The organism is Actinophytocola sediminis, from assembly GCF_054779715.1.
Window position 1 is genome coordinate 13,406 of sequence record NZ_BAAGXS010000086.1, and the last position, 18,102, is coordinate 31,507.

At 72.4% G+C, this 18,102-nt stretch carries 15 protein-coding genes; 9 read left to right on the top strand and 6 right to left on the bottom strand.

The features are described 5' to 3' along the window. Nucleotides 1-231: 231 nt before the first annotated feature. Nucleotides 232-1,167 (bottom strand): SDR family oxidoreductase, encoded by a 936-nt coding sequence (locus tag ACYVIP_RS39325; protein ID WP_460405999.1) that lies wholly within the window; start codon nucleotides 1,165-1,167, stop codon nucleotides 232-234. A 79-nt stretch (nucleotides 1,168-1,246) separates the two neighbouring features. On the opposite strand from ACYVIP_RS39325, the gene ACYVIP_RS39330 reads away from it, so the two are divergent. Continuing rightward, on the top strand, nucleotides 1,247-1,810 hold the full coding sequence (locus tag ACYVIP_RS39330) for a TetR/AcrR family transcriptional regulator (RefSeq protein ID WP_460406001.1): 564 nt from the start codon (nucleotides 1,247-1,249) through the stop codon (nucleotides 1,808-1,810). Here ACYVIP_RS39330 and ACYVIP_RS39335 read toward each other — a convergent pair whose 3' ends face one another. Next, on the bottom strand, nucleotides 1,811-2,287 hold the full coding sequence (locus ACYVIP_RS39335; protein WP_460406003.1) for a hypothetical protein: 477 nt from the start codon (nucleotides 2,285-2,287) through the stop codon (nucleotides 1,811-1,813). 26 nt (nucleotides 2,288-2,313) lie between these two features. On the opposite strand from ACYVIP_RS39335, the gene ACYVIP_RS39340 reads away from it, so the two are divergent. Beyond that, nucleotides 2,314-2,775 (top strand): bleomycin resistance protein, encoded by a 462-nt coding sequence (locus ACYVIP_RS39340; RefSeq protein ID WP_460406005.1) that lies wholly within the window; start codon nucleotides 2,314-2,316, stop codon nucleotides 2,773-2,775. 52 nt (nucleotides 2,776-2,827) lie between these two features. On the opposite strand, the gene mycP is transcribed toward ACYVIP_RS39340, so the two are convergent. After that, a complete protein-coding gene (gene mycP, locus ACYVIP_RS39345; RefSeq protein WP_460406007.1) occupies nucleotides 2,828-4,105 on the bottom strand; it encodes a type VII secretion-associated serine protease mycosin in 1,278 nt (425 codons plus the stop codon). A 96-nt stretch (nucleotides 4,106-4,201) separates the two neighbouring features. On the opposite strand from mycP, the gene ACYVIP_RS39350 reads away from it, so the two are divergent. Genes ACYVIP_RS39350 through ACYVIP_RS39365 form a run of 4 tightly spaced genes read left to right on the top strand, consistent with a single transcriptional unit; the run spans nucleotide 4,202 to nucleotide 11,254 of the window. After that, a complete protein-coding gene (locus ACYVIP_RS39350; RefSeq protein ID WP_460406009.1) occupies nucleotides 4,202-4,564 on the top strand; it encodes a YbaB/EbfC family nucleoid-associated protein in 363 nt (120 codons plus the stop codon). A gap of 2 nt (nucleotides 4,565-4,566) precedes the next feature. Further along, on the top strand, nucleotides 4,567-4,974 hold the full coding sequence (locus tag ACYVIP_RS39355) for a hypothetical protein (RefSeq protein WP_460406011.1): 408 nt from the start codon (nucleotides 4,567-4,569) through the stop codon (nucleotides 4,972-4,974). Nucleotides 4,975-4,977: 3 nt separating this feature from the next. Then, entirely contained in the window at nucleotides 4,978-10,809 is a 5,832-nt protein-coding gene (locus ACYVIP_RS39360; RefSeq protein WP_460406013.1) for a WXG100-like domain-containing protein, read from the top strand. 34 nt (nucleotides 10,810-10,843) lie between these two features. Continuing rightward, nucleotides 10,844-11,254, top strand: a complete 411-nt coding sequence (locus ACYVIP_RS39365; protein ID WP_460406015.1) for a hypothetical protein — start codon at nucleotides 10,844-10,846, stop codon at nucleotides 11,252-11,254. On the opposite strand, the gene ACYVIP_RS39370 is transcribed toward ACYVIP_RS39365, so the two are convergent. Together ACYVIP_RS39370 and ACYVIP_RS39375 are read right to left on the bottom strand one after the other, a co-directional pair. Next, nucleotides 11,241-12,515: a sensor histidine kinase gene (locus ACYVIP_RS39370; RefSeq protein ID WP_460406017.1), complete on the bottom strand. Its 1,275-nt coding sequence runs from the start codon at nucleotides 12,513-12,515 to the stop codon at nucleotides 11,241-11,243. The genes ACYVIP_RS39365 and ACYVIP_RS39370 overlap by 14 nt on opposite strands. Further along, the gene (locus tag ACYVIP_RS39375; protein ID WP_460406019.1) at nucleotides 12,512-13,168 is read right to left on the bottom strand and encodes a response regulator transcription factor; all 657 of its coding nucleotides are present in this window, start codon (nucleotides 13,166-13,168) and stop codon (nucleotides 12,512-12,514) included. The genes ACYVIP_RS39370 and ACYVIP_RS39375 overlap by 4 nt, the downstream gene beginning before the upstream one ends. Nucleotides 13,169-13,201: 33 nt before the next feature. On the opposite strand from ACYVIP_RS39375, the gene ACYVIP_RS39380 reads away from it, so the two are divergent. From ACYVIP_RS39380 to ACYVIP_RS39390, 3 genes are read left to right on the top strand one after another with little or no spacing between them, the layout of a single operon-like run. Further along, entirely contained in the window at nucleotides 13,202-14,584 is a 1,383-nt protein-coding gene (locus tag ACYVIP_RS39380; protein WP_460406021.1) for a BTAD domain-containing putative transcriptional regulator, read from the top strand. Then, a complete protein-coding gene (locus ACYVIP_RS39385; protein WP_460406023.1) occupies nucleotides 14,584-16,212 on the top strand; it encodes a right-handed parallel beta-helix repeat-containing protein in 1,629 nt (542 codons plus the stop codon). Before ACYVIP_RS39380 ends, ACYVIP_RS39385 begins: the two co-directional genes overlap by 1 nt. Before the next feature lie 24 nt (nucleotides 16,213-16,236). Continuing rightward, nucleotides 16,237-16,899 (top strand): response regulator transcription factor, encoded by a 663-nt coding sequence (locus ACYVIP_RS39390; RefSeq protein WP_460406025.1) that lies wholly within the window; start codon nucleotides 16,237-16,239, stop codon nucleotides 16,897-16,899. Here the strand turns inward: ACYVIP_RS39390 and ACYVIP_RS39395 are convergent. Then, nucleotides 16,900-18,102: type VII secretion protein EccE (locus tag ACYVIP_RS39395; protein WP_460406027.1), on the bottom strand; the 1,203-nt coding region annotated here is incomplete at its 5' end.

The window sequence follows — 18,102 nt, forward strand, 5'->3', positions numbered from 1 at the left end:
CTCGATGAGCAGGACGCGCGCGCCGGACTGCACTGGAAGACCCGCGCCCTCGTCGACTGGGCGGCAGGGCGGTCATTCGCCCGGGTTGACGACGAGATCGCCGACACCGATCGAGCCTGGGTGTCCGCACACCATCGAGGGCATGCTGCACCGTGTCGATCCTCGTCTGGGACTGATCGACGCCGACTACAGCGCTCTCGCAGAGTGGCTGAACAGGACGCACGGCCGTGCTCAGGTGAAGTAGTGGCCCTCCTTGAGATCGGCGATCAGTCCCGGGCGGGTCGGTTGCCAGTCGAGTAGGTCGCGGGTGAGTTGTGCCGAGGCGGGGCAGTCGAGTCCCCAGAAGCCGCCGAGCCAGCCAACGTACTCGCCTGCCTGCTCGGCGGTGACGGACACGGCGGGCACGTCGAGGCGCGCGGCGAAGATCTCGGCGACCTCGCGGATCGGCACGCCCTCGTCGCCGACCGCGTGCAGTACCGACCCGGCCGGCGCGGACTCCAGGGCGCGGCGGAACAGACGCGCGGCGTCGTCACGGTGGACCGACGGCCAGCGGTTGGCGCCGTCGCCGACGTAGGCCGCCGCGCCCTTGTCACGGGCGAAGCCGATCGCGGTGGTCATGAACCCGTTGTCGCCCTTGCCATGCGTGGCCGGCGGGAGCCGCACGACCGACGCGCGGACCCCGTGGTCGGCGAGGGCGAGCGTGTGGTGGGCGTTGGCTATCCGCCCCTCGCCGCCGCTGATCGGGCCCTGGCGGTCCCCGGCGGGCGCGGCCAGACCGTCGCGTTCGGTGGCGAGGACTCCGGGTGGCAGGCCGAGTACGCCGAGGATGCCGGAGGCGATGACGAACGGTTTGCCGGTGCCGGTCAGTGCCTGGCCGAACACTTCGATCGCCGCGCGGTCGGCGTTCGTGGCGCCGGCGAAGTCGCCGGTGAAGGCGATGCCGTGGTCGAACGCGAGGTGGATGACGCCGTCGGCCGCCTCGGCGGCGGCGCGCAGGACGTCGAGGTCGTCGAGGGATCCGGAGTGGACCTCGGCCCCCAGTGACCGCAGGGTCCTGGCCGCGGCGTCGGAGCGGGCGAGACCGGTGACCGTGTGGCCGGCGGCGATCAGGTCCGGGACCAGCCCGCGGCCGATCCAGCCGGATGCCCCGGTGACGAAGACGTGCATGGGAAGACCTCCAGGTGTTATTCTTTGTACAGTCGTACCATCAATGGCGAGCTGATGCCACCGAACCGGGGAGGCCACGATGGCGGGACGGCCCGTCGACCATCAGCGGCGGGCAGAACTACTCGACGCGGTGGTCGACTACGCGGTCGAGCACGGGTTCGCCGAGCTGACCTGGCGGCCCGTCGCCGCCGCCATCGGGGTGTCGACCAACACGCTGGTGCACCACTTCGGCACCAAGGAGCGGATGTTCGAGACCATCCTCGGGCGCTTGCGGGAGCGCATCGTCATCGCCACCGACGACCTGCTCGGCGAGCGGCCCGACCTGGCGACCGCGGCGCGGGTGGTCTGGACGCGAACCTCCGATCCGCGCCGGGAAGCGGAGTTCCGGCTGTTCTTCGCGGTCTACGGGCGCGCTGTGCAGGCGCCGCAACAGTTCTCGAGCTTCCTCGAACATGTCGTCGCCGACTGGATGGGCTCCCTGTGCGCCGCGCAGGGACCGGACACCGACCCGGCGACTGCGGCGCGTACGGCCACCCTGGTGATCGCGACGATCCGCGGGCTGCTGCTCGACCTGCTCGCCACCGGTGACCGGGACCGGGTCCAGGACGCGGCCGAGAGCTTCCTCGCCAGCCTCGAGTCCTGATCAGCTCGTGGCCGGCAGCCAGTCCTCGGTGCGGCGGTGCCGGCCAAGACCGACCGCGGCGAACTCGTCGTGCTGGTCGCCCGTGCTGACCCCGAGCCGGCGCAGCGCCTGGGAGATCGGGGTGCCGACGGCGGGAACCGGGGCCTTCTCGGCCAGGTGGAGATACCCCATGGCGACCTGCCCGGCGTCCCACACCATGGCCGACTGCTCACCCGTCCCGCCGAAGTACTCGGCCTCCACATAGGCCACCGGGCCGTTCGCCGAGCAGGTGGCCAGTGTGCGACCCAACCCCGCCGGTGCTTTCCAGAACCCGTCGAGCCGGGGCGATCCGGCGACGGTGACCGCGTCGAACAGCGTGTCGGTCATCGGCAGCAGGGACAGGCGTTGGCCAAGGGGAACCAGGCCCACGTCCGCGAAAGTGCCTGCCAGACCACGAAGAACGGGTTCGGCGGCGATGACCGCCTGCAGGTGGTACATGTCGGCAATATGGCAGACTCGATCCCATGGGCGCGACGGCGAGAGTCAGCCAGCAGGAGCGGGCGATCCCGATCCTGACCGTGCTCGACCTGGACGAGGCGGCCACCTTCTACGCCCGCCTCGGCTTCGAGGTGCGCAGCCGCTACGACGGCTACCTCATCATCGCCAGCGGTGATCTCGAGCTTCATCTGTCCTATTGGGAGGACCACGATCCGGCACGGACCGCCGGCACGGTCTACCTGCGGGTCACCGACGCCCAGGCCATCTACGACGATCTCCACGCGCAACTCGACCGCGACGGCTGCCGCTACCTGGCACCGGCCTCGGGTCTCACGCCCGAACTGACGGCCCAACTCCGCGCTCGCGTCGCGACGGGCGCACCGACCGTCCGCCTCCACGAGATCGCGGACAAACCATGGGGGCTGCGGGAGTTCACGGTCATCGACCCGAGCGGCAACGCCGTCCGCATCGGTCACCCCATGCGATGAAGACGTCCCTTCAGCGCGTTGAGTGCGACGAAGGACATCGCGGTTGGGGCGGTCACTGGTCGACCAGGAACATCTGTTCGGGGGGTTCGATGACCGTTGGTCTGGTCGGTAGCGGTGCGGCCATGGCGGGGCGCCAGCGACGACGCCGGCCGCGGGGGACGACCACTGCGGCCACCACCGCGAGCACGATCACCCCGAGGATCACCACCGTGGACCAGGTGGCCACGGTGCCGGCGCGCTCGTGCCAGGCGGCCTCGGCCAGCGCCGCCCGGTCCGGGACCGCCGGGGTGTGCGCGGGCAACGCCGCCGGCTCCGCCAGGTCCATGCCGTCGGTCACCGCCCGGTACGGGTTGACCAGACCGGCGCCGTAGGTGTGGCTGCCCGTGCCCCCACGCGCCGGACTCGCCGTGGCGATCAGCCGCCTGGCCACCTCCGGTGCGGACAGCTCCGGCCGGGCCGCCCGCACCAACGCGGCCGTGGCCGAGACGAACGGCGCGGCATAGCTGGTCCCGGTGGCGTAGGCGTGGCCGGCCACCCTGGTCGTGGTCAACACCCCGTCGCCCGGCGCGACCAGGTCGACATACGGCCCCACCTGTGAACTGGACGTCCGCGCCCCGTCGATGTCGATCGCGCCGACCCCGAGCACCCCGTCGTAGGCCGCCGGGAACGACGGGAGCTCCCCGGCCCCGTCCTGCTGGCCGTTGCCCACCGCGGCCACCACCAACACGTCCCTGGACACCGCGTACCCGACCGCCGACCTGATCGCGGGAAAGTCCGCGTACCCCGCGATGGACAGGTTGATCACCCTGGCCCCCGCGTCGACCGCGTACCGGATCCCCCTGGCCAGCACGTCCAGATCGATCCGCAACGACTCGCCGTTGACCGCGATGTCCTGGGCGCTGATCCGCACCGGCAGGATCCGCGCGTCCGGCGCGACGCCGTGGAAACCGATACCCGCCACCGGATCCGCCGCGATGATGCCGGCCACCCCGGTGCCGTGGGACACGCAGTCGAAGTTCCCCGGCAGGTTCGCCGACTCGAAGAAGTCCTTACCCGCCAACACCTTGCCACCCCGCCGCAGCTGCGGATGGTCAGCGTCCACACCGGAGTCGACCACCGCGACCGTCACACCGGCCCCCCGGCTGTGCGGCCACACCAGCCGCGGATCCAGCACCTGCTGGGCCCACGGCCGCTCGCGCACCGTCGGCCGGCCGGGATCCGGGTCGTGGCAGACGCCGTCTGGCGGCGCCGCGTGCGCCGGACCGGCGCCGGCCATGATCAGTGCCAGGACCGGTGCCAGGATGCTCAACACCGCCGCGTATCGCTTCATCGCCAACGATCCTGCGCCGGCATATCGGTTCGCACGCGTCATGGCCACATGCGGCCACGAGATCAACTGCCCGCCTGTACCACCAATACTGGCCGCGTGGACCAGACAGCGCGCCAGTTCGGCATCATCGCCGACTACGAGAAGCTCGCCGAGGAGGTCGAGAGGCTGCGGCGAACGATCGCCGAAACCCAGGAGACCGCCGACTCCGCCGACGGACTGGTGAGCGCCACGGTCGGCGGCAATGGCGAGCTGATCGAAGTGTGGCTCGACCCCCGGATCTACCGGTCACCCGATTCCGCCGCGCTGGCCACCACCATCACCGAGACCATTCGCCAGGCGGCCCGCCAGGCCGAGGAGCTGGTGTTCGCCGAGGCGGCGAAGTTCCTCCCCGCCGGCGCCACGCCCGAGTCGACCGACCTGCGGGTCGACCCGTTCCTGCACGCACTCGACCGGAGGTAGCCATGGGCGAGATCGACACCAACGGTGATGGCCGCATCGACATGCGCATCGAGGACACCGCCCACGGGATGGGCGAAATGCACGCGCACGCCGACGGCCTGGATGGGCTGCTGAACTCCGCGTTCGCCGAGATCAACTCGCTCACCGCCAAGCTGGGCAAGGGCGGCAAGATGAGCGACGAGTTCATGACGCAGTACCGCTGGTGGCGCGAGGGCACCGGCGGCCAGACGGTGTGCGTCGCGAACCCGGTGTCCGGTGACCCCAACACCTCAGTGCGCAACGACCCCGGACTGGACAAGAGCCTCCGGGACGTCGCGGCGAACTACCGCAAGATCGCCGAGGCTGGCGACAACGCGGTGGGGCAGTACCGGGAAGCCGAGCAGAACGCCGTCGGCGAGTTCCGGCGCTGAGCGATGGGCATCGATCTCACCGGCGCGGCCAAGCAACTGTTCGACGAGGTCTGCAAGCTGGTCGGCCAGGAAAACGGTTTCCCGCCGGACGAGCCGGCCGACGCCCGCGCGCTCGGCCAGGCATGGGGTCGGGTAGCCACCATCATCGACGGCGCCGTCGACAACACCAACCGGACCACGGACACGATCTTCGGCAACTGGCCCGACGGCGCCGGGTACGAGTTCCACTCGCTGGTCAAGAACTTCAACGGCGACCTCGGCGGGCTGACCGGCTCCTGCCGGGAGCTGGCCGCGTACTGCGAGCAGTACGCCCAGGACGTCGAAAAGCAGCGGATGGCCATGCGGATCGAGATGATCATCAACGCGGCGGCGTTCGCGCTCGCGTTGACCGGGGCCGGCGGCGTGGCCAGCATGTTCGTCCGCCAGGTCGCCAGCAACGTGATGAAACGCGTGCTGCTGGCCGCCGGCCGGACCGCGATCGCCGGGCAGGCCCGCTCCACGGTGACCACGGTCGCGCTCAACACCGGCAAGGTCGCGCTCAACGTCGGCAAGGAGATCGCGGTCGAGGCCGGTGAGGAGGCCGTCATCTCGGCCGGCTCCCAGCTCGCGGCCCAGCAGGTGGGGTACAACCCCGGCGGGATCGACGCCGGGCAGCTGGGCACCGACACCCTCGCCGGCGGCATCGGCGGCGCGCTCGGCTACGGGCCGGGGAAGGTCATCAACGGCGTCATCAAGCCGAAGGGCGTGGTCAGCCAGCACGTGTCCGCGCTGGCCAGCGGCGCCGGGCTGAACTCGGTCACCTCCCCGGTGGCCAGCCGCGCCGCGAACGACATCGTGACCGGGGACTTCAGCGGGATCGGCGCGTACGGCGAGTCGATCGCGGAGAACGGCGCGGACGCCGCGCGGATGGGCGCGGTGCGGGCCAACGGGACCGTGCTGGCCGGCCAGGTCGGCCAGGCCGCGGGGCTGCACGGGAACCCGAACGTCACCGGTCTGGACACCAACCTCAGCGGGCCGGACGGGCCGACCGGGCCGGACGGGCCGCCGCCCGACAACACACCTGCCTCCGGGGAGTCGCCGGGCACCTCTGGCGCGACCGATCCCGGCTCGGGCAGCAGTGGTTCGGCGTCGCAGGGGGTGTCCGAATCGGGGGCAACGAGCAACCAGGCGGGGACCGAGACCGGGAACCAGACGGGAAACCAGACCGGGAACCAGAGCACGGGGCAGACCGCGGGGGGCGGCGCGCCGGGTGGGACCGGGTCGACCGGGACCGGGTCGACCGGGGACTCGGGGTCCGGGTCGTCGGGATCCGCGACGAAGCCCGGGACGACGACCAACGCGCCCGTCGCCGGCAGCGAGGTGACCGGCCAGGACGGGTCCCGAACGGCGCAGGCGCCGGCGGACGGTGCGGCGACCGAGACCACCACCGCGCCCGGTACCGAAGCGGAGTCCGGCGCCACCGGCACGTCGACCGACCAGACCGGGCAGGAGAGCACGACCGGCGAATCGGGAATCACGACGCAGCAGGAGGGGTCGACGGCCGTCGACCCCAGCGGCCAGCAGGCCACCGGGACCACGACCACCGGGACGACAGCCACCGAGACCGGTCAGACCACGACCGCCGCCGTGCCGGGCGCGATCACCGGCCAGGGGGTCACGGGACAACGCACCGATCCCGGCTCGGCCACGCCAGGCAGGACTCGCCGAACGAGCGCCGAGACCGGCCAGGCGGCCGAGGCGAACCCGGCCGCCTCGACCGAGTCGACGGAGTCGACGGAGGCCGACCCGGCGGCGGCCTGCCCCGCCGGCATCGACGCGCGGGTGTGGCAGGCGTTGTCCCAACCGGTCCGGGACGCGGTCACCGAGCTGTTCACGCCGGCAACACCCCAGTCGACGAAGAACGCCGTGGTCAGCCTGCTCAAGCTCGGGTTGCCGGCGAACCTCGAACGGGACATCGTCGCGCTGGCGGGGAGTCTCTATGCCACCGTCCTGACGAACCTGGTCGAGATCGCCGAGCGCGCGCCGTACGCCGAGGTGGTCCAGACCGCCGTCACGCTCGCCGGGCAGCGCACCAACCGCGCGAACCAGACGATCGTGAAGATCAGGAACCTCATCCGCGAGAACTCCCAGGAGCGGGACGCGCTGCTCGGTGAGCTGGGCGTGCCCCCGGCCAACGGCCAGGCACCGGAGTCCGCGGCCGGTCCGAGCAGACGACCCGCGCCGTCGCGATCGCTTGATGTCGTCGGGCTCGTGCGGGTGGATCCCGGCTCGGGGGTGATCGCTCCGCTGGATGACGGGCCGGGCGGCCTCGCCCAGCCGAGCGCGAACGGCGAGCCGGCTGGCGTGGACGTCGGGTCCGGGGTGATCGCGCCGCCGAGCGAGTCGGTTGGTGCGCCGGAAGTCGCGCCGCCGCCGGTAGCCGAGGCCGAGCCGAACCCCGCTCCGGACGAAAGCACGGAGGTGACCGAGCAGCAGGCGACGGTCGAGGAGACCACGCCAACGCCCTCGACGCTCGGTCCCGGCGAACTAGCCTCGCCACCGCGACAGCAGTTGCTGCCGGAGCACTACACGGTCGGCGCCCAGCGCACCATGGAACTCAACGCGATCGCCCAGTCCGCGCTGCGGGAAGCCGACCGCCGCGCCGGCCTGGCCTCGGTCACCCCGCCCGCCGGCGACAGCCAGGTGTACCACCTGACCGACGAGCACCAGCTGCGGTTCGCCGCGACCGTCCAGATCGCCGACCTCGGCCAGCACATCGCCGCGACCTACACTGTGGACAGTCACAACACCGTGCACATCACGGTGTCCGGCAGGGCAACGCCCTCCGCCGTGCCGTCACTGGTCGCCGCGGCGCTCGGCGAGGCGGCCGCCCAACTGTCCGGTGTGGACGCCACGGTGGCCGACCGCCTGGTGGCCGACAGCAGCGGCGACCCGACGCTGAGCAGGCGCGACCACGGCCGCGCGGCCCAACTGCTGGACCACGCGCAGACCCTGCGGCGCAACCCACACAGCCTGCGTACCCGGTCACTGCTCAAGGCCCTCGTCCGCGACCTCGGCCTCGACCCGAGCCAGGACGGCGCCGCCGGCCGGCTGTCCGCGCTGCCCGACGAGCGGATGCGGGAGGTCGTCCGGCAACACACCCGTGACCCCGACGGCCTGCTCGGCACCATGGCCTACCTCGCCAAGAGCGTCGGCACCGCCCTGCCCGTGCCGATCGCACTCGGGGTCGCCGCCGCGTTCGGGGTGATGCCGGTGCCGGTCCTGGTGGCGGTGACCGCCGCCGCGCTGACCCGTGCGGTGGTGCAGGGCCTGTACGACCGGTCGATCACCGTGCGGGAGAACGCGGCGACCGACGCCCAACTCGCCGGGCGCAAGCACCAACTCAAGGCACAGGCCAAGACCGGCATCGCGCTCGACGTCCTACAGGTCATCGCCCAGCTGAAGTACACCGGCGATGGCTACCTCGCCCGCGCGGCCACGCCGGCCGAGCACGCCATGGGCCCGGACTCGCTGAATCTCCAACTGGAGCGGCTCTACGGTCTGCACCGAGGCGCCGGGACGATCGCCAGTACCGTCGCGGTCGCCGTGGTGCTGGCGGTCAGCGCGGTGACCCCGCTCGGTGCCCTGTCGGCGCTCACCGTCACCGGCCTGTTCGTCGGCACGCTGGCACCGACCGTGGTCGGCCCGGCCATGGACGCCATCCGGAAGCGGTACACGGCGTCGTGGAAGGCGGCGCGCACGAACGCCGTGCTGACCGAGGCCGACAACGTGGTCACCGGCTACGGGCACGAGATCGCCCACGAGGCACGGAACTTCGTGCAGATGGTGGAGTACCGGCTGGCGAGCCAGGCCGCCCGGTCCGGCAGCCAGGCGCCGGGCGTTGACGGGAAACAGTTCGCCCACAGCGACGACATCCCGGGACATCTGGCCAGGACCGCGCTCCCGCAGTCCGCGGAAAGCAGCGCGAAGGACCAGGATCCCAACGCGTTGGCCGCGATGCTGACCCTGACCGAGGAGTACGGCGGTTTCCGGGTGGCGAGCGCCGCGGCGGCCGTCGGGATGAACCTGGCGACCGGCGGCCGGCAGTTCACCGCCGAACAGGCGGCGAGCGCGGCGCGCACCCGGTACGACACGCTGCGGGAGGGCGACCGGGACATCGCCGCGCTGGCCACGGCGATCGCGAAGATACTCAACGTGGCGGTGCCCACGCTGTCCTCGTTGTCCCCTAACGACGACACCCCGCTCGCGCAGGACAGGAACCGGCCCTCCCCCCGGCCTTCCCGGAAATGGCTGGGGGTTGGCGTCGCCACCGGGCTGCTCTCGGTCGGTGTCGCCGCCGGACTCGAGCTGGTCCTCGGGATGCCCTCGCTCACCGTGTTGACCGCGGCGGGCGCGGTCGGCGCGCCGACCGGCGCGCTGGCCAGTCGGGTGATGTCCGCGCAGGAACAGAAACAGGGCGACCTCAAGGCCGAGCTGGCCAGGACGAAGGCGCAGACCGCCCGCGACGACTTCGTCACCGCGATCGCCGAGTTCGGGTCGCACGTACTTGGTCGCTCCACTGTGGACCAACCGCGGCCGACCAATGACGCCACGCTCGACCGGATCCTCGCCGCCAGGGACACCGCCTACCGCGCCATCGTCGCGGAGGCCGCCCAGCTCACCGCCGACGAGAACGCCTCCCACGCCGACCTGGCGCCCACCCTCGTCGACCGGGTGGTCGCCCTGCGCGAGGTCGCCACCCAGGCCGAGAAGCTCGCGCGGCTGCGCACCGGGCAGCCGAGGGCACAGGTCGCCGCGCGCAACTCGCTCATCGACGCCATCCAGACCTACAACGCCGTTCGCGGCGTGACCCCGTTGCCCATAGCCGAGTTGTTCGACGGGGTGCACGCGGGCAACGCCAAGAGTCCGCCGGCCCTGCCCGCGTTGCCGGCCGACGTGCACGGGCAGGCAGCCGCGGTGATCGTGGACCAACACTTCCGGAACCCGGACGTGCCGGCCGACGTGCCGGCGGACCTGGTCGCGCGGTCGGGAAACGAGGGCTGGGGCGCCAGGATCGCCGCCGCCACCGGTGTCCCAAGTAGACAGTTCCGGCCGGTCTCCGCGATCAACGACGTCGTCGCCAGGCTGACGCGGCTCGGCGAGGGCAGCCGGGCGATCGTGCACGCGCGGCGCACCGACGAGCACGGCGTCGCCGAGTCCGGCGACCTGCTCAACGCGGTCAACATCGGCGGGGACGTGTTCCTGATCGACGCCGCCAGCGGCGCGCTGGCCGACGTCACCGGCTACGCCGACGGACTGTCGATGCTGATCACCGACGACCGGGGCGAACAGGCCATGGCCGACCAGCCGGTGGTCGCCGCGGTGCGCGACGCCGCCGCGACCGTGCGCGGCGGAATTCAGGACTATGTCCCGGGAAGCCTGCTGACCGACCGGGCGGCACCCGGCCTGCCCGCGCCGGCCGCGCCGACCGGACTGGTCGACGGGCTCGTCCGGATCGCGTCGGTGATCAACCCGGACCGGTACCTGCCCGAGGTTGTCAATCCGGTGCTGGGCAACGAGATGGCCCGGTTCCACGCGTTCTCCGACCAGTGGGACCGGCGCGGCGACGAGCCGCCGGAGATCCCGGTCGCGCAGCTGGTCGCCGGTCTCGGTACGGTCCGGGCGGTCGCGGGCATGGCCGCGGCCATGCTGGCGATCTTCGGTGACGACGAGCTCACCGGCCTGGCCGAGTACCAGCACCTGGACACGCTGTTGCGCCAGCAGGACATTCCGACGGCGGAGCTGTTCGCGGCGATGACCGAGCTGATGGCGGCGCTGCGGCCGAGCGCGCCGTAGCGCCTGGCGGGACGAGACGAACGGGAGGCCCGGTTTGCGTCCACTGTGGATCGTGGGGATCGCGGCCGTGCTGATCGCGGCGGTGATCGCGGTGGTCGAACTCGGCGAGCCGGACCTGGTCCCGGTCGTCGAGCCGGCGGGCGCGGTCACCATCGTCGGTGAGCTGACCATGGACCAGGACGCGTCGGGCACGGTCACCGCCCGCGCCACGATCAGCGCTGACCGGGCACTGGTGCTGCCCGCGCTGGCCGTACGGGTGCGCGACGAGTCCGGGCGGGACCACGACTTTCCACAACGGACAGACGTCATGCTCGCCACCACGCCCCAGGAGATCACCTTCGAGCGCGAGTTCGCCGAACCCGGTACCTACACCTACAGCCTGGCCTACCAACTCGACGGCGACTGGGTCGACCTGCCGCCATGGCAGACCGTCAGGATCCGCTGACCGGGAGGTTGAGCTCGAAGATCGCCCCGCCTTCGTCCGCGTTGTAGACCGACAGCCGGCCGCCGTGCGCCTGGGCCACCCAGCGCACGATCGACAGGCCGAGCCCGGACGAGCCGCCGGTGCTGGTGAACCGGTTGAACGTCTCCTCGGCGAACGCGGCGTCGATTCCCGGCCCGTGGTCGGCCACGGTCACCGTGCCGCCGGCGACCGTGATGTGCACGACCGCCGTGCTGCCCGGCTGGTGCCCGTACTTGATCGCGTTGTCCAACAGGTTGCTGATCGCCCGCGCCAGCAGTCCCGGGTCGGCGTGCACCATGGTCGGCGCGGCGACCACGGTGATCTGGGCGCCGTCCACCGGCGTCTCCTCGACCATGGTGGTCACCAACTGGTCCAGCCACACCGGCTGGATGGCCAACCGCTCGACCCCGGCCGCGAGCCGCGCCCGCACCAGCAGACCGTCGATGATGCCGCCCATCCGCGCGGCCAGCCCGACCACCCGGGGCACCAGCGCGGGCGCCTGCGCCGGGTTCGCCTGCGCGCCCTCGGCCAGTGAGCGCAACGCGGCCACCGGCGTGCGCAGGTCGTGCGCGGTCTCGGCGAGCAGCACCTCCTGCTGCCCCAACGCGTCCGCCGACGGCCGGATCACCCGCCCGGACAACACATGCGCGGCCGCGCCGAGCACGCCGACCAACACCACCAGCGACCCGACCACCCACCACACCAGCTCGGTGTGCTGACTCTGCTGGGGACCGAGGTCGGCGACCACGACGATCGCGCCGATCGCCGTGCGGTCCGAGGAGTACAGCGGCTCCGCCCGCACCCGGACCAGCTCACCGTCGGCGTCGCGCTGGTAGCCGGTGATCGTCGTGCTGGCGCGCACCGCGGTGGTCGCCAACCCGCTGAGCACCGAGGTGTCCATGGACACACACGCCCGCTGGGACAGATGCGACCGGAACGCCGGCGCGCCCCCCGGCATGATCGCGAACTGCGGGCACCGGTCGTTGAGCTCGTCGGGGTTGACCAGTCCGAAGTCGACCGCCTCGTCGAAGGCGACCAACCGGCTCACCCCCGTGGTCACCCGGTGCAGCTCGGCGTCCACACTCGCCACGCCCTGCTCGGCGTCGTCACTGATCAGGTACCAGGCGAACCCGACCAACCCGAGCATGTTCGCCGCGGTGACCACGGCGGTCAGCATCCAGCGCAGTCTGCGCAACCTGGCCGCGGCCGACCCGGTCGCCGCACCGGTCGCCTGGCCGCTCACCGGGCGCCAAGCAGGTAGCCGCGACCGTGCACGGTGTGGATCAGCTCCGGCGCGGCCAGCTTGCGGCGCAACCGTTTCACCACCGCGTCGACCACGTTGGCGACGGGCTCACTCTCCCAGCAGTGCTCCTCGAGCTCGTTCCTGGACACCACCTGCTCGACCTTGGTGAGCAGATGCTCGAGCACCGCGAACTCCTTGCCGGTCAACGACAACAGCACGTCGGCCCGGCGCACCTCGCGGCGGGCGCAGTCCATCTCCAGGTCGGTGTAGCGCAGCACCGATGGCCGCACACCCGCCCGGCGGCACAGGTTGAGCACCCGCGCGGTCAACTCCGCCGAGGAGAACGGTTTGACCAGATAGTCGTCGCCGCCGTGCTCGAACCCGGCCACCCGGTCGGCCGGCGCGTCCCGGGCGGTGAGGAACAACACGGGCGTGCCCCAGCCCTCCCGGCGACGCGAATGGACATAGTCGATCGCGTCCCCGTCGGGCAACATCCGGTCGAACACCACACAGTCGTGCCCACCGGCGCCCAGCGCGGCGTGCGCGTGCGCGATGCTCGTCGCGGTGTCCACCGCCAGCCCGGCCGCCTGCAGCGTGGCGGCCACGCCCACCAGCAGATTCTCGTCGTCCTCCACCACCAGCACGCTTGTCATGAATACCTCACGTTGTCCGTTCAGAGTTGGGGCATGCGGTTCCACGTACTCGGACCACTTGAGGTCACCACGGCGACGGGCGCGCCGGTCGAGCTGAGCGCCGGGAAGCCAAGCACGCTGCTGGGTGTGCTGCTGTTGCACGCTAACAGCTGGATCAACACCGACGACCTGATCGACGCGATCTGGCAGCAGAAGGCCGCGCCCGCGTCGGCGCTGCGCAACCTGCGTAGCTACGTGTGGCGGCTGCGCCAACTGCTCGGCGATCGGGTGCAGAGCCGGTCGGGCGGCTACCGGCTGGTGGTCGAGCCGAACGAGCTGGACACCGACCGGGTCGACGAGCTGGCGGCGGTGGCCAGGCTGGCGATCGAGAACGGCGCGCACGCCGAGGCGACCGCCCGGCTGACCGAGGCGTTGGCGCACTGGCGGGGCACGCCGTTCGACGGGCTGGCCGGGCCGGCCGCGGTGGCCGAGATCGACCGGCTGGCCGAGCAGCGCCGCGAGCTGCGCACGCTGCTCGCCGGCTGCTGGCGGGCGCGGGAGCGCTACGCCGAGGCCGTCGCGGTACTGCGCGAGCTGCTCGACGACGACCCGTTCTGCGAGCGGACCTGGGCGAGCCTGGTCCGCGTACTGCACGCCGCCGGCCGCCCGGCGCAGGCGCTGGCCGCCTTCCAGCGTGCCCGGCGGATCGTGGTCACCGAGCTCGGCGTCGAGCCGGGCCCAGAACTCGTCGCGGCACAACGGGACGTGCTCGGCCCGGCTGGCCAGGCACCGGCGCCGGCCCCGGCCGACCGCGGCGGCACCGACGGCCGGACGAGCATCGAGCAGGTGATCGCGTCGGCCAGGTGCGAGGTGCTGATCGTCAGCACCGGCGCCAACACCGGTCCGGTCGGCGCGTTCCGCAGGCTGCACCGGGAGAACGTCGACCGCGGCGTGCGCTACCGGGCGGTGTTCCCGGACGCGGAGCGGTTGTCCGGCAAGGTGACCAGCCTGGCGCTGGCCGGCGCGCTGGTGCGCACGGACGCCACCGTGCCGATGGAGTTCGTGGTGATCGACGGGGAGATCGCGTTGCTGCCGGTCGACCCGGCAGGCGACGGGGTCGCGGTGCTGCGCCTGCCGAGCGCGGTCAGCGCGACGGTCGAACTGTTCGAGCGGATGTGGGCGGCCGCGGTGGTGCTCAACCCGGTCGAGCTGGACGAGGACGAGTCGGCGCACGGCGGGCTGACCGCCAGGGAGCGCGACCTGCTCGCCCTGCTGTGGGCGGGTTACACCGACGGGTCGGCGGGGGCGAAGCTGGGCATCTCGGTGCGCACGGTGCGGCGCACGGTCGCCGACATCATGAACCGGCTCGGCGCGCGCAGCCGTTTCCAGGCCGGCGCCAAGGCCGTCGACCGCGGCTGGCTGTTGGTGGCCAGCTGATGGCCGGGCGCACGCTGCAGGTCGGGTCGCGGCCGGGCGCGTACCCGACGGTCGCGCACGCGTTGGCCGACGCCGGGCACGACGCGGTGATCGTCATCGCCGCCGGGGTCTACCGGGAGACGATCGAGCTGACCGGCCGCCGGGTGTCGCTGGTGGCCGTGGACGGCGCGCAGGTGGTGCTCGACGGCGGCGGGGGCGAGGTCCCGGTGGTGGCGGCCAGCCGGGGGGCGCTCACATTGCGGGGGATCGAGCTGGCCGCGTCGGCGGGCGCGATCGAGGCGACCGACGTGGAGCTGACCGTGGACCGCTGTGTGCTCACCGGGGGGCGGGGACCGGCGATCAGCGTGCGCGGCTCGGCGGAGTTCACCGTGACCGGCTGCACCATCAGCGATGCCGAGCAGGGGATGGTCATCGAGGGTGCGCCGGGACTGTTGGCCGACACCACGATCACCGAGGTGACCGGTGACGGGGTGATCGTCGGCGTCGGTGCGGCGCCGAGGATCCGGGACTGCGTGGTGGACGCGTGCGGGTTGCGCGGCATCTACGTCTACCAGTACGCGCGGCCGGTCATCGAGGACTGCGAGGTGGCCAACACCGGGGCGGAGGGGATCGCGGTGGCCCACCACTCGACCCCGGAGATCCTGCGGTGCTCGGTGCACGACGTGCGGGGGGTGGGGATCGCGTTCGGGCCGGGGTGTGGCGGTTCGGTGACCGGCCACCAGGTGGCGAACACCGCCGAGCCGGGACTGTCCATCGCGGACGGTGCCACGGTCACTGTCGTCGAACAGGCCCCGGCCGCGCCCGGCGGGTCCGGACTGGACGATCTGCTCAACGACCTGGACGGCATGATCGGCCTGCCGAGCGCGAAGGCGGAGGTGCGCGCGCTGGTGGACGAGCTACAGGTCAACGACTGGCGCCGGCGGGCGGGACTGCCGGTCGGCGGGGCCAGCCACCACCTGGTGTTCACCGGCGCGCCCGGCACCGGCAAGACCACGGTCGCCCGGCTCTACGGCAAGCTGCTCAAGGCGCTCGGCGTGCTGCCCAAGGGTGAGTTCCTCGAGGTGTCCCGTCGGGACCTGGTCGGCCAGTACATCGGGCACACGGCGGAGAAGACCGCGCTGGTCTTCGAGCGCGCGATGGGCGGGGTGCTGTTCATCGACGAGGCGTACACGCTGTCCAGGCAGGCCGCCGGTGGGGACTTCGGCCAGGAGGCCATCGACATGCTGGTGAAGCTGATGGAGGACCACCGCGACCAGGTGGCGGTGATTATCGCCGGCTACACCGACGAGATCATCGAGTTCATGTCGGTCAACCCCGGCCTGGCCTCCCGGTTCGGCAAGACGATCGAGTTCGAGAACTACGGTCCCGACGAGATGGTGGACATCCTCGCGCTGATGGCCGACGGCGGCGGCTACGACCTGGACCGGGCGTCGGATCCGGTGCTGGCCGAGCACTTCGCCAGCATCGCGAACGACCCTGGCTTCGGCAACGCGCGCGACGCCCGCCGCCTGTTCGAGAACATGCGCAAGGCCCAGTCCCAACGCCTGCGCGGCGTCGGCCGCATGCCGTCGGTGGACGAGCTGCGCGCCATGGGCACGGCCGACGCGCTGGCGGCGATCGCGCGGTAGCGCGGACCGCTTACCGTTGTCCCCATGCGGGTTCTGGTCGTTGAGGACGATGCCAATGTGCGGGACGGGGTGGTGGTCGTCCTGCGGGCGGCGGGGTTCGCGGTGGACACCGCCGCCGACCTGCCCGGCGCCGATGAGGCGTTGTGGGTCAACCACTACGACTGCGTCGTCTTCGACCGGATGCTGCCCGCGGGCGACTCGCTGCGCTATGTCGGGCACAAGCGGGCGCAGGGTTGGCCGGTGCCGGTGCTGTTCCTGACCGCGCGCGACAGCGAGGCCGACCGGCTCGACGGCCTGCGCCTCGGCGGCGACGACTATCTGGTGAAGCCCTTCGCGGCGGCCGAGCTGGTCGCCAGGGTGCGCAGCCTGTGCCGGCGGGTGCCCCAGGGTCGCCCGGCGGTGCTGCGCTGCGCGGACGTCGAGCTGGACGCGGACCGGCACCGGGTCACCAGGGCGGGCGTGCTGCTCAGCCTGACCCGCAAGGAGTTGTTGGTACTGCAGCGGTTGATGAGCACCCCCGGCCGGCCGGTGACCCGCCGCGAGCTGATCCGGCACGCCTGGGACGAGCACGCCGCCGACCCGGAGTCCAATGTGCTCGATCAGACCGTCCGCGGGCTGCGCCGCAAGCTGCGGGAGCCACCGCTGATCCACACGGTGCGCGGCACCGGCTACCTGATCGCGCCGTGATCACCGCAGGTCGACGACGCCGACGGGCAGGGTCGCGGTCATCCCGGCGACGTGCTGGCCGTCCAGGCGGTTGAGCGTGACGCCGACCTCGTTGGCGAGCTGGGCCACGTCGGTCACCGCGGCGGCCAGCGCCTCCTGGCGGCTGCTGGCGATGCGCAGAACGGCGGTCACGACCGGCGGGCCGCTGGGATCGGTCGGGCGGTGGTGCGCGGTGTGGCTGACGGTGACCGCGGTGTCCGGCGCGGCCGCCAGCAGCCAGCGGACCAGCCGCGCGGCGGCCTGGTGGCTCAGCGCCGACCAGCCATCGAGCCGGAAGGTCGCGTGCCGGATCGGCCCGCTCTGCCAGTGCCACCAGTCCTCCCGGACCCGGTTGCGGCCGGCGTTGACGTGCGCGAGCGCGGCGTAGGAGCCGATCGTCTCCTGCTCGGTCAGCGTGCGGAACGGGGTCCCGGCCCGCCGCAGCCGGCGGCGTACCCGGCGCACCACGTTGGCCAGCGCCGCGCGCACGTCGTCGTCGGCGTAGATCTCCGCGGTGCGCAACGCCTGCAGGGTCAGCCACAGCCGGGGCGGCTGGGACCGGTCGACCCCGGCGTGGTGCACCAGCTGCACGGCGTAGGCCAGCGCCTGTTCGTCCGAGCCGGGGAGCAGGTCGCGCGGGGTCAGCAGCGGCAGGCTGGCTTCCCGCCCGCTGGACTCCGGCCGCAGCACCGCGCCGATGCCACCGACATCGCTGATCAGGAAGGCCTGCGCGTCCCCGATCATGGTGTGCGCGCACCGCGCGTCCGGCCGGACCAGCGCCAGCAGGCCCGCGCCCGGCTCGTCGGCCGGCAGGTCGGCCGCCCGGTCGCGGAGCAGGAACCGCGCGGCCAGCAGCACCCACTGGCACAGCAGCCGCCCACGCACCCTGACCGAGGCGAACACGCCGAGCACGACGCCACAGCAGGCGACGGTGACCACGGCCGGCCATGACCGGTCCAGCACCAGCAGGACGGCCACCAGCGCCAGTTCGCCGACGATCAGCGGGAGCACGACGCCATGGCCGATGCGGCGCGACGGGCCGGGGGTGGCCGGTGGTGTGGCCGAGGGCGGCCGGACCGCGGCGATGCCCGGCATGGTCCTGGCCGCGACCGCCGAGGTCGCCGGCCGCTGCTCGACGGGTGCCGCGGTCACCGGCGGCACGGTCCTGGCCCGCAGCACGGCGGC

What these genes read in the sequence shown, in the direction of transcription:
- ACYVIP_RS39325 (WP_460405999.1), bottom strand. Translation starts at nt 1,167, where the DNA reads ATGCACGTCTTCGTCACCGGGGCATCCGGCTGGATCGGCCGCGGGCTG.
- ACYVIP_RS39330 (WP_460406001.1), top strand. Translation starts at nt 1,247, where the DNA reads ATGGCGGGACGGCCCGTCGACCATCAGCGGCGGGCAGAACTACTCGAC.
- ACYVIP_RS39335 (WP_460406003.1), bottom strand. Translation starts at nt 2,287, where the DNA reads ATGTACCACCTGCAGGCGGTCATCGCCGCCGAACCCGTTCTTCGTGGT.
- ACYVIP_RS39340 (WP_460406005.1), top strand. Translation starts at nt 2,314, where the DNA reads ATGGGCGCGACGGCGAGAGTCAGCCAGCAGGAGCGGGCGATCCCGATC.
- mycP (WP_460406007.1), bottom strand. Translation starts at nt 4,105, where the DNA reads ATGAAGCGATACGCGGCGGTGTTGAGCATCCTGGCACCGGTCCTGGCA.
- ACYVIP_RS39355 (WP_460406011.1), top strand. Translation starts at nt 4,567, where the DNA reads ATGGGCGAGATCGACACCAACGGTGATGGCCGCATCGACATGCGCATC.
- ACYVIP_RS39360 (WP_460406013.1), top strand. Translation starts at nt 4,978, where the DNA reads ATGGGCATCGATCTCACCGGCGCGGCCAAGCAACTGTTCGACGAGGTC.
- ACYVIP_RS39375 (WP_460406019.1), bottom strand. Translation starts at nt 13,168, where the DNA reads ATGACAAGCGTGCTGGTGGTGGAGGACGACGAGAATCTGCTGGTGGGC.
- ACYVIP_RS39380 (WP_460406021.1), top strand. Translation starts at nt 13,202, where the DNA reads ATGCGGTTCCACGTACTCGGACCACTTGAGGTCACCACGGCGACGGGC.
- ACYVIP_RS39385 (WP_460406023.1), top strand. Translation starts at nt 14,584, where the DNA reads ATGGCCGGGCGCACGCTGCAGGTCGGGTCGCGGCCGGGCGCGTACCCG.
- ACYVIP_RS39390 (WP_460406025.1), top strand. Translation starts at nt 16,237, where the DNA reads ATGCGGGTTCTGGTCGTTGAGGACGATGCCAATGTGCGGGACGGGGTG.